This window comes from Micromonospora sp. NPDC000316 (assembly GCF_042898885.1).
GTDB lineage: Bacteria > Actinomycetota > Actinomycetes > Mycobacteriales > Micromonosporaceae > Micromonospora.
On sequence record NZ_JBIAZG010000017.1, the window covers coordinates 82,466 to 96,105 of the forward strand.

13 protein-coding genes are annotated in these 13,640 nt (G+C 73.5%); 10 read left to right on the forward strand and 3 right to left on the reverse strand.

Going from position 1 to position 13,640, the window contains the following annotated elements; translation table 11 throughout:
• Window positions 1-98: 98 nt before the first annotated feature.
• The 5 genes from ACFY2Q_RS25530 to ACFY2Q_RS25550 all read left to right on the forward strand — a co-directional run bounded on the left by ACFY2Q_RS25530 (window position 99) and on the right by ACFY2Q_RS25550 (window position 4,594).
• Window positions 99-1,907 carry a SpoIIE family protein phosphatase gene (locus tag ACFY2Q_RS25530; RefSeq protein ID WP_387134277.1) on the forward strand — a complete coding sequence of 603 codons (1,809 nt, stop codon included), beginning with the start codon at window positions 99-101 and terminating at the stop codon, window positions 1,905-1,907.
• Complete coding sequence (locus ACFY2Q_RS25535; RefSeq protein ID WP_387134280.1) at window positions 1,904-2,950, forward strand: B12-binding domain-containing protein; 1,047 nt, start codon at window positions 1,904-1,906, stop codon at window positions 2,948-2,950. The genes ACFY2Q_RS25530 and ACFY2Q_RS25535 overlap by 4 nt, the downstream gene beginning before the upstream one ends.
• A 113-nt stretch (window positions 2,951-3,063) precedes the next feature.
• The gene (locus tag ACFY2Q_RS25540; RefSeq protein WP_387134283.1) at window positions 3,064-3,411 is read left to right on the forward strand and encodes an STAS domain-containing protein; all 348 of its coding nucleotides are present in this window, start codon (window positions 3,064-3,066) and stop codon (window positions 3,409-3,411) included.
• Window positions 3,412-3,480: 69 nt separating this feature from the next.
• Complete coding sequence (locus ACFY2Q_RS25545; RefSeq protein ID WP_387134286.1) at window positions 3,481-3,924, forward strand: response regulator; 444 nt, start codon at window positions 3,481-3,483, stop codon at window positions 3,922-3,924.
• 136 nt (window positions 3,925-4,060) lie between these two features.
• Window positions 4,061-4,594 carry an ATPase gene (locus ACFY2Q_RS25550; protein ID WP_387134288.1) on the forward strand — a complete coding sequence of 178 codons (534 nt, stop codon included), beginning with the start codon at window positions 4,061-4,063 and terminating at the stop codon, window positions 4,592-4,594.
• A gap of 4 nt (window positions 4,595-4,598) precedes the next feature.
• On the opposite strand, the gene ACFY2Q_RS25555 is transcribed toward ACFY2Q_RS25550, so the two are convergent.
• The 3 genes from ACFY2Q_RS25555 to ACFY2Q_RS25565 form a co-directional block, all read right to left on the reverse strand.
• Window positions 4,599-5,447, reverse strand: a complete 849-nt coding sequence (locus ACFY2Q_RS25555; protein ID WP_387134291.1) for a hypothetical protein — start codon at window positions 5,445-5,447, stop codon at window positions 4,599-4,601.
• A gap of 298 nt (window positions 5,448-5,745) precedes the next feature.
• Complete coding sequence (locus ACFY2Q_RS25560) at window positions 5,746-6,171, reverse strand: OsmC family protein (protein ID WP_387134294.1); 426 nt, start codon at window positions 6,169-6,171, stop codon at window positions 5,746-5,748.
• A gap of 70 nt (window positions 6,172-6,241) precedes the next feature.
• The gene (locus tag ACFY2Q_RS25565) at window positions 6,242-7,180 is read right to left on the reverse strand and encodes a serine/threonine-protein kinase (RefSeq protein ID WP_387134297.1); all 939 of its coding nucleotides are present in this window, start codon (window positions 7,178-7,180) and stop codon (window positions 6,242-6,244) included.
• Window positions 7,181-7,360: 180 nt separating this feature from the next.
• On the opposite strand from ACFY2Q_RS25565, the gene ACFY2Q_RS25570 reads away from it, so the two are divergent.
• The 5 genes from ACFY2Q_RS25570 to ACFY2Q_RS25590 all read left to right on the forward strand — a co-directional run bounded on the left by ACFY2Q_RS25570 (window position 7,361) and on the right by ACFY2Q_RS25590 (window position 13,508).
• The gene (locus ACFY2Q_RS25570; protein WP_387134300.1) at window positions 7,361-7,591 is read left to right on the forward strand and encodes a hypothetical protein; all 231 of its coding nucleotides are present in this window, start codon (window positions 7,361-7,363) and stop codon (window positions 7,589-7,591) included.
• Between the two features lie 94 nt (window positions 7,592-7,685).
• Window positions 7,686-8,432, forward strand: a complete 747-nt coding sequence (locus tag ACFY2Q_RS25575) for a response regulator transcription factor (RefSeq protein ID WP_387134302.1) — start codon at window positions 7,686-7,688, stop codon at window positions 8,430-8,432.
• Window positions 8,410-9,909 (forward strand): sensor histidine kinase, encoded by a 1,500-nt coding sequence (locus ACFY2Q_RS25580; protein WP_387134305.1) that lies wholly within the window; start codon window positions 8,410-8,412, stop codon window positions 9,907-9,909. Before ACFY2Q_RS25575 ends, ACFY2Q_RS25580 begins: the two co-directional genes overlap by 23 nt.
• A 45-nt stretch (window positions 9,910-9,954) precedes the next feature.
• Complete coding sequence (locus ACFY2Q_RS25585; RefSeq protein WP_387134308.1) at window positions 9,955-12,282, forward strand: ArnT family glycosyltransferase; 2,328 nt, start codon at window positions 9,955-9,957, stop codon at window positions 12,280-12,282.
• On the forward strand, window positions 12,279-13,508 hold the full coding sequence (locus ACFY2Q_RS25590) for a glycosyltransferase (protein ID WP_387134310.1): 1,230 nt from the start codon (window positions 12,279-12,281) through the stop codon (window positions 13,506-13,508). The genes ACFY2Q_RS25585 and ACFY2Q_RS25590 overlap by 4 nt, the downstream gene beginning before the upstream one ends.
• The last annotated feature ends 132 nt before the right edge of the window (window positions 13,509-13,640 follow it).

The following is a 13,640-nucleotide window of genomic DNA, read 5'->3' on the forward strand; positions in this document are numbered from 1 at the left end:
CAACTGGCATATCGGCGTAGGGTTGCCAGAACAGTTTTGACCACAGACGCCGGTTCCGGTGCGGGTTCGGGTGGACGACAAGGAGTGAGGCTCAGCTGGTGACTGCATCCGACGTCAGGGACTGGGACCCGGGCGACGGACGGATCTCCACGCCGAGCACCACGCGGCCGCCGGCAAGGGCCGCCGACGTCCAGTCCTGGCCCACCACCGCGCTGCCGGCGCTGGCCCCCGACCGCGATCAGGGCACACCGGCCTGGTCCGAGGTCGTCGAGCACTTCCGCGAGGGCCTGGTGGTCTGCGACTCCGACGGCGTCGTGCGTCACGTCAGCCCGGTGGCCGAACGCCTGCTGCCCGAGGTGACGCCCGGCGAGCCGCTCGCCTCCGCCGGCATACCCGGGCTGGACGAGCAGGACGCGGGCGGTTTCCACCATCGCGGTCGCCGGCTCAGCGCCCGGCAGGTGCCACTGTCGGCCGGCCGGTGCTGTTGGTACGTCGAGGACGTCACCGAGAGCGTCAGCCGCGCCGACGCCCTGCTCGCCGAGCGGGCCCGTTCCGCCTTTCTGGCTGTGGTGGGCGACAAGCTGGGCAACCCGCTGCACCCCGATCGGGCGGCCGCCGCTGTCGTACGCCTCGCCGTGCCGACCCTGGCCGAGGTGTCCGTGCTGGTGTTGGCGCCACGCGCCGGGCGAGCCCGCTGGTGGCGGGCGTCCCGGGCCGACGACGAGGCGCCGATCGTCGACAGCGGTGTGTTGCCCGAGAGTGATCTGCCGACAGCCATCGCCGAGGGGTTGACAGGGGTCGAGCCGCACGCCGTCGACTGGCTTGTGGAGCAGGCAGTCGACGCGGGGTGGCTGCCCGCCCTGGCGGGCGTGGCGAGCGCGGCCCGGGTCGTCCCGGTGCCCGGGCGCGACGCCCCGGCGGGCGTGCTGCTTGTCGCCCGTCGGGCCAGCCGCTGGTATGACGAGGACGACGTCCACCTGCTGCGCGCCTTCGCGGCCCGTTCCGGCGCGGCGTTGACCACCGCGCTGCTCTACCGCGACCAGGCGGAGGTGGCCGACACCCTGCAGGCCAGCCTGCTGCCCGTCGAGCCCGCCGAGACGGCAGGCGTCCAGTGGGGCACCGCCTACCGGCCGGCGCAGGCAGGGTTGCGCATCGGCGGTGACTTCTATGGTTCGCACCGGCTCGCCGACGGCGGTTCGGTGTTCTTCCTCGGCGACGTGTCCGGCAAGGGTGTCGAGGCGGCCGTCTTCACCGGCCAGCTTCGTCAGTGCCTCCAGGCGCTGCACCGGGTGGAGTCGCATCCGGGGCGGCTGTTGCGGCTGCTCAACGACGCGCTGCTGGAGACGACCCAGGCGCACGGCCAGGGCCGATTCGCCACAATCGTGCTGGGGATGGCGCGCCCGCAGCGCGACGGGAGCGTGACCCTCACCATGGCAGGTGGTGGGCACCTGCCGCCGCTGGTGCTGCGCGCCTCCGGCGAGGTCGAGTCGGTGCCGCTGCGCGGCATGCTGATCGGGGTGGTGCCCGATCCGCGTGTCGGCGAGGTGACCGTCCGCCTGGCGCCGGGCGAGACGTGCCTGCTCTACAGCGACGGGGTGACCGAGGCCCGCGGTGGCCGCCGAGGCGACGAGCAGTTCGGCACGGAGCGACTGACCGCCGCCCTGACCGGGTGCCAGCGCATGCCGGCGCCCGCCCTTGCCGAGCGCGTCGAGCAGGTCACCTGCGACTGGTTGGCACACGGCGACCACGACGACATCGCGGTCCTGGCGCTGCGCGCGGTCGGCCCGAGTTCACGCGCCGCACGGCACCTGCACTCGGTGCCGACGCCCGACGAGCAGCCAGCCGGGCCCGACGACCAGAGCGAGCAGCCTGCCGGGCCCGACGACCAGAGGGAGAGCCCTGCGTGACCGCCCCCGCCGCCACCACCGACCCGACCGACGCCTTCCCGGGCTATGTGGACTGCCTCGCCGACGCCGACGAGTACGCGGCGATCGACGTGGCGCTCGGGCTTGTCGACGCGGGTGTGCCGCCCGAGCGGGTGCTGCTGGATCTGGTGGCGCCGGCTCAGTCCGAGGTGGGCGAGCGGTGGGCGCGCAACGAGTGGAGCGTGGCCCAGGAGCACGCGGCGACCCACATCAGCGAGCGGGTCGTGGCGGCGGTGGCCGCACACGCCAACGTCCGTCCGACCGGCGGTCGGGTCGTGGTGGCCTGCATGGACGGCGAGTGGCACGCGCTGCCGCCCCGGCTGGTGGCCGAGGTGCTGCGGCTGCGCGGCTGGCAGGTGACATTCCTGGGTGCCAGCGTGCCGGCGGCGCACCTGGTGTCCTATCTGCACCGGCACGACGCGCAGGCGGTGGCGCTGGCCTGCGCCCTGCCGATGCGGCTGCCGCACGCGCACCGAATGATCGAGGCCTGTCGGCGGTCGGACGTGCCGGTGGTGGTCGGCGGGCGAGGGTTCGGCGCGGACGGCCGGTGGGCCGCTCGGCTCGGCGCGGCCTGGGCACCGGACGCGCCGTCGGCGTCCGAGCTGATCGGCGACGAGCGGGCGCTGCGGCGGGTCCCGGCGGCGCAGCTGGCACACCTGGCCGACGACGAGTACGCGAGTCTGGTCCGCCGTCGGGGGGAGCTGATCGACAGCGCCCTCACCGACCTGCGCGAGCGGGTGCCGGCGGCACGGTCCTACACAGCCGCCCAGCTCGACGCGACTGTGAGCGACCTTGGGCACATCGTGGACTTCCTGGCCGCCGCGCTCTACGTCGATGACGCCTCGCTGTTCACCGAGTTCGTCAAGTGGCTGGTGGGAATCCTGTCCAGTCGTGGTGTGCCGGCCAGCGCGGTGGGCCTGACCCTGGAGCACTACGCCACTGTGCTGCGCGATTTTCCCCGGGCGGCGCACACGCTGACCCTGAGCCGCGCCGGGTTGCCATCCGGCCCCGCGGGCGCGCGTTGACCGTCCGCCCGACGGTCCCGGTTGATCACCGCGATGTCGGGTGGATCGACTACCTCTGCGTATACTTGCCGCACTGCAAACGTCCCACCAGCGGTGGAGCGAGGGGGAGCACGGTGACGTTCAGCGTCAGCTACGCCGGGCGTGACGGCGGTGGCGTCTGCCTGCGGCTCGCCGGTGAGCTGGACATGAGCACCGCCGGCGAGTTGACCGCGGCGATCGACCGACTGACCGCTGCCGGCGAGCGCCGGATGCTGCTCGACCTCTCCGATCTGACCTTCTGCGACTCCACAGGGATGGCCGTGTTCGTCCGAGGTGACAACCGGGTCGCGGCGGACGGCGGTTGGCTGCGCCTCGTCGGCGCCAGCGGTCGGGTCGACCGGGTGCTGCGGGTCACGGGTCTGGCCGACGTGTTGCAGTACCAGCCCGACAGCATCGACCCGGCCTCCCGCAGCGCGTCCTGATGGGCTAGATTTCCCCGCCGACGAGATGTTCGTTTCGGTCCCGTTCCGCCCGACCCGAGGCAGGTAGTGATGGGCGACAGCCCGAAGCCGGTACGCATTTTGGTCGTCGACGACGACCCGGGTGACGTGCTGATGATCGAGGAAGCGTTGGCCGACTCCGACGTTGACAAGGTCATCGACGTGGTCAGCGACGGCGAGGAGGCGATGGAGTTCCTCCGGGCCGAGGGCCGGCACAGCGACGCCCACCGACCGGACGTCATCCTGCTGGATCTGAACATGCCCCGGATGGACGGGCGGCAGGTGCTCGGCGCGGTCAAGCAGGACGAGGATCTGCGTACGATCCCGGTCGTGGTGTTGACCACCTCCAACGCGGACACCGACATCGTCGGCAGCTACACGTTGCAGGCCAACGCGTACGTCACCAAGCCCATCGACCTGGACGACTTCAACGACGTGGTGCGCCGCATCGACGAGTTCTTCGGCCGGGTCGTCGTGCTGCCCAAGCGCGCCTGACCCGCCCGTCGACCCCCGGGCGGCCCGGCCCGCCGCTCGCATGCTGAACAATTTTCCCGAACACCCTCGGTCGCTGCCATCGCGGTCGAGGATCCAGGTGGGGGGAATTGACAGCGGCTGCCTGGGGGGCGACAGCATGAGGTTCACAGTGGTCAAGACCGGCTACGACCAGCAGCAGGTGGATTCCTGCCTGGATGAGCTGGGGATCCGGTTGTCCCGGCTCGCGGCCCGCGCGGAGGGTGCCGTCGGCGCGAGCAGGGAGTGGGACGAGATCCGCCAGGAGGCCGCCTGGCTCAGCGGCCTGCTCCAGCGGCTGGACCTCGACGACGCCGGCACCACCCGCCGCGCTGGTGAGGCCGTGCGGCGGGAGGCGGCCGAGATCCTGGCCCAGGCCCGCTTCGAGCTGGACGAGGCCCGCGAGGAGGCTCGACGGGTACGCGAGCAGGCGTACGCGGACGCCGTGCGGGCCCGGCGCGACTTCGAGGCGGCCCTGCACGCGCGCCGGCGACGCGAGGCGCTGGTGGACGAGGTCCTCAGCGGGCTGACAGTCGAGCCTGTGCCCGCCGACACCGCGACCGCGGCGGCGGGCACTGGCGTACCGGCGACTCGGGTGGCGGCCGGCGGCCGGGACGCGGACGCGGAGCCACCGAAGGGTCGCGCGGCCCGTTGAGGGCTCAGGCGGTGAGTGCCGCCGCGACGACGCCGGCGCGGTCCTCGTGCTGGGCGTACGCGTCGGGGTAGGCGGAGATCTGCACGGCCTGGGCGGCGCTCGTGACGCTCATGTCCTGCCAGCCCGGGATCTCGTTGAGCGCGGTGTAGAACGCTCGGGCGGCGTACGCCGGGCGCATCAGCTCGGCCACCGTGCCCCAGCCGCTGCTGGGTCGCTGCTGGAAGAGGCCTACGGAGTCGTGGTCGGAGCCGCTGCCCTGGTGTGGATAGCGACTGGATTCCGGCAGCACATCGCTGGCCAGGTTGTAGAGGTTGCTCTCCTGCATGGCGGTCGCCAGCGCCACCACGAGGGCGCGGCGCGGCATCTTCAGCTCCAGCCCGACGTCCACGATGACCTTCGCGTTGTCCATCTGCGCCTGGTCGAGCCCGGCGACCGGTCGTGGGCGGCGGGGCTTGACGGGCTTCTTGGGCGCCTTGCGCGTGGCGGTGGGGGTGGGTGTCGGCGACGCCGTTGGGGTGGGGAGGGCCCGTGCCGGGGCGGCGTCGCGGTCCAGCGAGCGGGAGGCGCGTTCGTCGGCGATGGCGGCGCGGTCGGCCACCGCCTCGGCAAGCGGCTCCACGGGGCGGGGGGTGTCCTCGGCGCCCCGGGCGGTGGCGACGGCGGCCAGGCCGAGGCAGCAGGTGACGCCGGTGGCCAGGGCGACCCGGATGGGGGTGGAGCCGAGCAGGGCACGGCGGGGCGGGTCGGGGGCCCTGTGACGGCCGATCGTCCGTTCGGTTGAGGTGGCGTCGCCTGATCGGGTGGTCGGGCGCGCGACGGTCAGCTTCTGGTCGGAGGGGTCGTCGGGATGCACCCGCCGAGGCTAGAGAGTCGGTGGCCCTATGCGATCGGCCCGTACGGTGGGATGCGCCACAATTTGCCCCGATCTTGTGGGGCAGATCGGTTAGCAAGCCACTAAAGCGGCGCAACCTCGCTGATCAGACGAGAGCGGTATTCCCGATTCGCCGGGACGAGATGGTCATCGAGATGCCTCCGCGCGCCGGCGTGGACCCGCCGCTCCGGGTCACCCGTTCGCCGGGTGCCTGGTTGGCCGAACGGTCGCCGCCGACGGCACCCGTTCGGTGGAACGGCCCGCCGCGACGCCGCGCGGCTCAGTGTCGGCCGTTCTCTGCCGGGGTGACGGTCAGCCGATGCCGGCTGTTGTCGCCGCTGGAGAACGGCCAGAGTCGATCGGCGTACTCGACCAGGTCGGCCAGTTGCGCCCGGCTCAGGCCGGCGGACGAGATCGAGGCGTGCACGTCGGCCCGGTAGCGGCCGTCGTCGTCGCGCTCCAGCTTCGCCTCCGCCCGCACCTGGACCGTGTGCGCCTCGTCGGTGATCTCCCCGGCCGCCTCAACCGCCGCGTGGTGCAGGCAGGACGCGAAGGCGGCGGCCAGCAACTGCTCCGGCCGCAGCCCTGTGCAGTGCGCCGCCAGTGGAGAGGCCAGCGCTGTGGAGAGCCCGCCGTCGTCGGTGCGTACGTGGCCGCCCTCGGCGGTCGCGGTGGCCTCGTGCAGCCAGGAACTCGGATCCGGCATCGCGTTCCTCCCGTCGCTTACCGCCCGGCTACCCGGCCGTCGGTCGGCGAAACGCCGTGGAACCCGCCGGTCAGCCTCCGCCCGGCCCGTCGACCAGGGACATCGCCGCGGTGGCCTCCGTGGCGGCCCGCTCGGTCCACGGCGACGTCGGAGCCGGTCGGCGCGGCGTGGGGAGCCCCATCGGCACGTACACCCGGGCGTCCACGGCCTCGGCCAGCAGCAGCGCGGCGACCAGGCTGGTCGGGCGGCGTGCCGGGTCGGCGGCCAGGCAGGAGTGGCACAGCTCGGCCACCTCCGGCGGGAGCCCGTCGATCTCGGGCAGCGGCTCCGGTGGCCGGGATCGACGCGCGCCCAGCAGCTCGGCGGGATTGCCCGCCCGGTACGGAAGCCGACTGGTGAGGCAGTAGTAGAGCAGCACGCCGAGGGCGTACATGTCGGCGGCAGGGGTGGCCGGGGCGCCGTCGAGCTGCTCGGGCGCCAGGTAGGCCGGGGTGCCCACCACCATCCCGTCCGGCATCGGATCCCGCGCGCCGGCCGGTGTGGCGATGCCGAAGTCGAGCACCTTCACGCCGGCCGGGGTGAGCATGACGTTTGCCGGCTTCACGTCGCGGTGCACGATGCCGCTCGTGTGGGCGGCGGCCAGCGCGGCGGCGACCTCGGCGCAGACGCGTACCGAGATGCGCCAGTCCAGCGGGCCGGACCGCAGGTGCGCGGCGAGCGTCTCGCCCTCGGCCAACTCCATCACGATGTAGGGCAGCCGGCGGCCGGGCAGCGTCGAGGAGGTGCCGAAGTCGTGCACGCTTGCCACGTTCGGGTGGACCAGTCGGGCCGCGTTGCGGGCCTCGGTGCGGATCCGGTCGACGGTGTCGTGCTGGCCGTCCGGACCAGGGGAGATCAGCTTCACCGCCACCGGCCGGTCCAGCACGTGGTCGTGGGCCCGCCACACCTCGGACATTCCGCCCACCCCGATGCGCTGTTCGAGCCGGTACCGCCCGTCCAACGTGCGCATCGACCACCCCTCACCCTTGTCCCGCCAGCGGCGGGTGCCTCCGGTTCGGGTACCCGGGGCCCGAGCTGGGCAAACCGCAGGGTCGCCCGATCCGGCCCTGGACGGCGGGCGGGTGCGGTAGCTTGCGAGCCAGGGCCGACCGCACCGAGCGTGCCGGCAGGGTCACCGAGAGGCGTCGCGATGGGTGAGGTCACCGTACGCTTCGTCGGCGGGCCCGGCGACGGCCTGGTCCGGCAGTTGCCCGCCGACCCGGACGGCACCCCGCCCCAACGGTGGGTCATGCGGCACCCGGACGGCACTGGCCCGACCCAGCCCGGCCCCGACCACCTCTACGAGCGCGACAAGCCCGACGGCCTGGGCGGTTGGAGCATGCGGTACGTGCGCACCGACGCGTTCGGGGTGTCCGAGTGACCACGCGCCGGTGACGGTGTCGGCCCACCCTCGCACAGCTGGCACACAGCTGAGGCATGGGTGCGCCACAGACGACACGCCCACGATGGGGGGCATGGTCATGGACGGGCAGGTCGCGCCGACCCGGATCGAGTTGCGCCGCCCGGACGGCGAACCGGTGCGGGTGCTCGTGGTCGACGACGAGGCGACGCTTACGGATCTGCTGTCGATGGCGCTGCGCTATGAGGGTTGGCAGGTGCGTACCGCGGGCAACGGCATGGCGGCGCTGAGCGCGGCCCGGCAGTTCCAGCCGGACGCCGTTGTGCTCGACGTGATGCTGCCCGACCTGGACGGCTTCCAGGTGCTGCGCCGGCTGCGCGAGCATGCCCCCACCGTCCCGGTGCTCTTCCTGACCGCCCGTGACGCGGTCGAGGAGCGTGTCGCCGGGTTGACCGTGGGCGGCGACGACTACGTCACCAAACCGTTCAGCCTGGAGGAGGTGATCGCTCGGCTGCGTGCGCTGCTGCGCCGCTCCGGCTTCGCCGTCGCCGCCCGGGAGGACGCGGTGTTGACCGTCGGTGACCTCAGCCTCGACGAGGACAGCCACGAGGTCCGTCGCGACGGCCAGATGATCACCCTCACCGCCACCGAGTTCGAGCTGCTGCGCTATCTGATGCGTAACCCGCGTCGGGTGCTCAGCAAGGCGCAGATCCTCGACCGGGTGTGGAACTACGACTTCGGCGGTCAGGCCAACGTGGTGGAGCTGTACATCTCGTACCTGCGCAAGAAGATCGACGCGGGCCGTTCGCCGATGATCCACACCTTGCGCGGCGCGGGCTATGTCCTCAAACCCGCCGAGTGACCGCCGGCCGCCACGGGCCGGCCGCCGCTGGCTGGCCGGACGGTCGCTGCGGACCCGGCTGGTCCTCGCCCTGCTCGCCCTCTTCGCTGTGGTCAGCGTCGCCATCGGCGGCCTGACCACTATCGCGTTGCGGCAGTTCCTGATCGACCGGCTCGACGCCCAACTGGTCCCGGCCATGCGCGACGACCACCCCGGCCGCCCGACCTTCCCGGGTCGCGGGCCGGCAGTCCCGCCCGGCTCACCACCCGGCTCGGTGGTCGCCGAGATCAGCGACGGTCGGGTGACGGGCGCGTCGGCCCTGACCAACAGCCCCTCCACCGAGCAGCCCTTCCCCAACGAGCAGGCCATCGCGGTCGACCAGGTGGCCGTGCTGGCCGACCTGCCGGTCGGCGCCGCGCCGCGCACCGTCGACCTCGGCGAGCGGGGCGACTACCGGGCCGTGGCCCGGCAGTTCCGCGACGGCCGGGTACGCGTCGTCGCCATCCCGCTCTCCGGTGTCCAGGAGACCGTCTGGTGGATGGTCGCCGCGCAGGCCGGAGTGGCAGCCGTCGGGCTGCTCATCGCCGGTGCCGCCGGCACGTTCATCGTGCGGGCCGCGCTGCGACCGCTGAACCGGGTGGCCGCCACCGCCACCCGGGTCACCGAGCTGCCCCTGGACCGGGGCGAGGTCGCGCTCGCCGTCCGGGTCCCGGCCGCCGACACCGACCCGCGTACCGAGGTCGGCCAGGTCGGCGCGGCGCTCAACCGGATGCTCGGCCACGTCGCCGACGCGCTTGCCGCACGGCAGGCCAGCGAGACCCGGGTACGCCAGTTCGTCGCCGACGCCAGCCACGAGCTGCGCACCCCCCTCGCGGCGATCCGGGGGTACGCCGAGGTGGCCCGGCGGGGCCGCGACCAGGTCCCCGCCGACGTGGCGCACGCCCTGCGCCGCGTCGAGTCGGAGAGCACCCGGATGACAGCCCTCGTCGACGACCTGCTGCTGCTGGCCCGCCTCGACACCGGCCGACCGCTCGCCGCCGAACCTGTCGACCTGTCCGCCCTGGTGGTCGACGCGGTGAGCGACGCGCACGTGGCCGGCCCGGAGCACCGCTGGCAGCTCGACCTGCCGGAGGTGGAGATCACCGTCCCCGGCGACGCCGCCCGGCTGCACCAGGTGGTGGCGAACCTGCTGGCAAACGCCCGCGTGCACACCCCGCCCGGCACGACTGTCACGACCACGCTGACCGTCGACGGCGACAGCGCCGTGCTCACCGTGGCCGACGACGGGCCGGGGGTGCCGGCGGAACTGCGACCGGAGATGTTCGAGCGGTTCGCCCGTGGCGACAGCTCCCGGTCCCGCGAGCACGGCAGCACCGGGCTCGGCCTGGCGATCGTGGCGGCGGTGGTGGAGGCCCACCACGGCGCGGTGTCGGTCGAGAGTCGACCCGGCCGGACCGTCTTCACCGTCCGCCTGCCGAATCCCACAGCCGGCGCATAGGCGGCGCACGGGATCACGTCAGGCCAGCGCTCAAGGCTTGTGGGCATGGACAGATCCGACACCATGCCGACCACGCCCGCCGAGCCGGGCCCGCCGCCGACGGCCACCCGCGCCGACGAGGCCCCGCCGCCGAGGGAGGGCCGTCCCGCGGCCTGGACGCGGCCCGCGCTGGTGATCCTGCTCCTGACCACCGGCCTGCTCTACGTCTGGGGTCTGAGCGCCTCCGGCTGGGCCAACTCGTTCTACGCGGCGGCCGTGCAGGCCGGCTCGGTGAGCTGGAAGGCGTTCTTCTACGGCTCCTCGGACGCGGCCAACTCGATCACCGTGGACAAGACGCCCGCGTCGCTGTGGCTGATGGCCCTGTCGGTACGGGTCTTCGGGCTGAACAGTTGGGCGATGCTCGTCCCGCAGGCGCTCTGCGGGGTCGCCTCCGTCGGCGTGCTCCACGCGACAGTGAAGCGCTGGTACGGGCCGGTCGCCGGCCTGATCGCCGGCGCGGTCCTCGCGCTCACTCCGGTGGCGGCGCTGATGTTCCGGTTCAACAACCCCGACGCGCTGCTCGTCCTGCTGCTGGTCGGCGGCGCGTACGCCACCGTCCGCGCCCTGGAGACGGCCAGCACCCGGTGGATCATGCTGGCCGGCGCGCTGGTCGGTTTCGGATTCCTGACCAAGATGCTCCAGGCGTTCCTGGTCGTGCCGGTCTTCGCCGGGGTGTACCTGCTGGCCGCGCCGACCGGGCTGTGGCGGCGGGTCCGGCAACTGCTGCTGGCCGGCCTCGCGGTGGTGGTCTCCGCCGGCTGGTGGGTGGCGATCGTCGAGCTGACCCCGGCCAGCGCCCGGCCCTACATCGGCGGGTCGCAGAACAACAGCATCCTGGAGCTGACCCTCGGCTACAACGGCCTCGGCCGGATCACCGGCGACGAGGTGGGCAGCGTCGGCGGCGGCCGGATGGGCGGCGGCGGTGGCGGCCCGTTCTCGGGTCAGACCGGCGTGCTGCGGATGTTCGACAGCGAGATCGGCGGTCAGATCTCCTGGCTGCTGCCGGCCGCGCTGATCCTGCTGGTCGCCGGGCTGCTGGTCGCGGGGCGGGCGGGGCGGACCGACCGCACCCGGGCCGGGCTGCTGCTCTGGGGCGGGTGGCTGCTGGTCACCGGTCTGATCTTCAGCTTCATGTCCGGGATCTTCCACGCGTACTACACCGTGGCGCTCGCCCCGGCCGTCGGCGCGCTGGTCGGCATCGGCGTCACAGTGCTCTGGCGGCAGCGCCACCCGTTGCCCGCGCCGGGCAACGATCGGCCGGGCCCGACAGGGGAGCCGTCGTCCGGCTCGCTGTCCGCGCCCGACGACGAACCGGCGGCCGGGGCGAGGTGGCAGCGCTGGCGTCCCCTGGCCGCCACGGTGACGCTCGCCGGCACCCTCGCGGTCACCGTCTGGTGGGCGTGGGTGCTGCTCGGCCGCAGCCCCGACTGGTACCCGTGGCTGCGTACCGCCCTGCTGGTCGCCGGACTGGCCGGCGCGGCCGGAATCCTGCTGGCTGCCCGGCTGCCCCGCTGGCTGGTCCCGGTGGTGCTGGGCGTCGGCGCGGCGGCGGCGCTTGCGGGCCCGGCGGCGTACGCGGCGCAGACCGCCGCGACCCCGCACACCGGCTCGATCCCGAGCGCCGGCCCGTCCGTGGCGGGCGGCTTCGGTCGCGGCGGCTTCCCCGGCGGGCAACCGCCGGGCGGCATGCAGCGCCCCGACGGCGGTCAGATGCCCGGCGGTCAAAACCAGAACGGCCGCCAGGTGCCGAGCTTCCCCGGTGGCGGTACGCCCGGCGGTCAGGCTCCGGGCGCGCCCGGCGGTCAAGCTCCCGGCGGTCAGGCCCCCGGCGGTCAGGCCCCCGGCGGTCAGGCCCCCGGCGGTCAGGCCCCCGGCGGTCAGGCCCCCGGCTTCCCGGGCGGTGGGCGCAACGGTGGTCAGATGCCCGGTGGTGGGCAGGGTCGTGGGGACGGCGGCGGGATGGGCGGGCTGCTCGACTCCCGCGAGCCCAGCGCCGCGCTGCGCGAGCTGCTGGAGCGCGACAGCGAGTCGTACACCTGGGTCGCGGCCACCATCGGCTCCAACAACGCCTCCGGCTACCAGCTGGCCACCGGAGACCCGGTGATGGCGATCGGTGGGTTCAACGGCAGTGACCCGTCGCCGACGCTGGCGCAGTTCCAGCGGTACGTCGCCGACGGGAAGATCCACTACTTCGTGGGTGGCGGTGGCTTCCGGGCCAACGGCGGCAGCTCCGCCTCACAGGAGATCGCCGCGTGGGTCGCGGAGAGCTTCTCGGCGCAGACCGTGGACGGGGTCACCGTCTACGACCTGAGCAGCGGTAAGGCGGCGTCGTGAGCGCGCTCGGCGGCCCCCGTGCCGCCGTCCGGACGCGGTCGAGCACCAGCGCGGCGGTGTTGGACGTGGTGATCCCGGTCTACAACGAGGAGACCGACCTCGGGCCGTGCGTACGGAGGTTGCACGCGCACCTGAGCGAGCACTTCCCGTACCCGTTCCAGATCACCATCGCCGACAACGCCAGTGTGGACGACACCCTGAAGGTCGCTCACGGTCTCGCCGGTGAGCTGCCCGGCGTCGAGGTGCTGCACCTGGACGCCAAGGGGCGGGGCCGGGCGCTCTCCGCCGCCTGGTCGGCGTCGTCCGCGCCGGTGCTGGCGTACATGGATGTGGACCTGTCCACCGACCTGGCGGCGCTGTTGCCGCTGGTCGCGCCGCTCATCTCCGGCCACTCGGACCTGGCCATCGGCACGCGGCTGGCGCGGACCTCCCGGGTGGTCCGTGGCGCCAAGCGGGAGATCATCTCGCGGGCCTACAACCTGCTGCTGCGCGGGGCGCTGTTCGCGCGGTTCTCCGACGCGCAGTGCGGGTTCAAGGCGATCCGCGCGGATGTGGCCGCCGAGCTGCTCCCGCTGGTGCGCGACACCGGGTGGTTCTTCGACACCGAGTTGCTGGTGCTCGCCCAGCGGGCCGGGCTGCGCATCCACGAGGTGCCGGTGGACTGGGTCGACGACCCGGACAGCCGCGTCGACATCGTCGCCACCGCCATGGCCGACCTGCGGGGGATCGGTCGGCTGGGGCGGGCACTGCTGACCGGCGCGCTGCCGCTGGCCGAGCTACGCGCGCAGCTCGGTCGGGCTCCGCTGGCCGCGCCGCCGGCGCGGGTGCCGGTCGGGCTGCCCCGCCAGTTGGTCCGGTTCGCCGCCGTCGGAGTGGCCAGCACGCTGGCGTACCTGCTGCTGTTCGTCGCCACCCGGGGCGCGCTCGGCGCGCAACCGGCGAACCTGCTGGCGTTGCTGGTGACCGCGGTGGCGAACACGGCCGCGAACCGGCGGCTGACGTTCGGCATCACCGGCACGCGGCACGCAGGCCGGCACCACGCGCAGGGGCTGCTGGCGTTCGCGCTCGGCCTGGCGCTGACCAGCGGCGCGCTGGCGGTGCTGCACCGGCTCGACGACGTACCCGCGCGGTCGGTGGAGCTGGCCGTCCTGGTCGCCGCGAACCTGGCGGCCACCGTGCTGCGCTTCGTCCTGTTGCGCCTCGGCATGCACCACGGGCGGACGTGAGAGCTTAGCCTCCGTTCTGTTCCTGTGATGTTGCTGCGAGTAACCGGATGCGGCGGTACGACGGCGGTGATCGGCGTACGGTGGCAGACAAGTCCGGCCTTCTGGGTGAAAAAGCCTCACTGCTGCACGCCC

Bases quoted from the DNA above. Each gene is read 5' to 3' on its own strand.
- ACFY2Q_RS25545 (WP_387134286.1), top strand. From the start codon at position 3,481: ATGGGCGACAGCCCGAAGCCGGTACGCATTTTGGTCGTCGACGACGAC.
- ACFY2Q_RS25550 (WP_387134288.1), top strand. From the start codon at position 4,061: ATGAGGTTCACAGTGGTCAAGACCGGCTACGACCAGCAGCAGGTGGAT.
- ACFY2Q_RS25560 (WP_387134294.1), bottom strand. From the start codon at position 6,171: ATGCCGGATCCGAGTTCCTGGCTGCACGAGGCCACCGCGACCGCCGAG.
- ACFY2Q_RS25565 (WP_387134297.1), bottom strand. From the start codon at position 7,180: ATGCGCACGTTGGACGGGCGGTACCGGCTCGAACAGCGCATCGGGGTG.
- ACFY2Q_RS25570 (WP_387134300.1), top strand. From the start codon at position 7,361: ATGGGTGAGGTCACCGTACGCTTCGTCGGCGGGCCCGGCGACGGCCTG.
- ACFY2Q_RS25575 (WP_387134302.1), top strand. From the start codon at position 7,686: ATGGTCATGGACGGGCAGGTCGCGCCGACCCGGATCGAGTTGCGCCGC.
- ACFY2Q_RS25580 (WP_387134305.1), top strand. From the start codon at position 8,410: ATGTCCTCAAACCCGCCGAGTGACCGCCGGCCGCCACGGGCCGGCCGC.
- ACFY2Q_RS25585 (WP_387134308.1), top strand. From the start codon at position 9,955: ATGGACAGATCCGACACCATGCCGACCACGCCCGCCGAGCCGGGCCCG.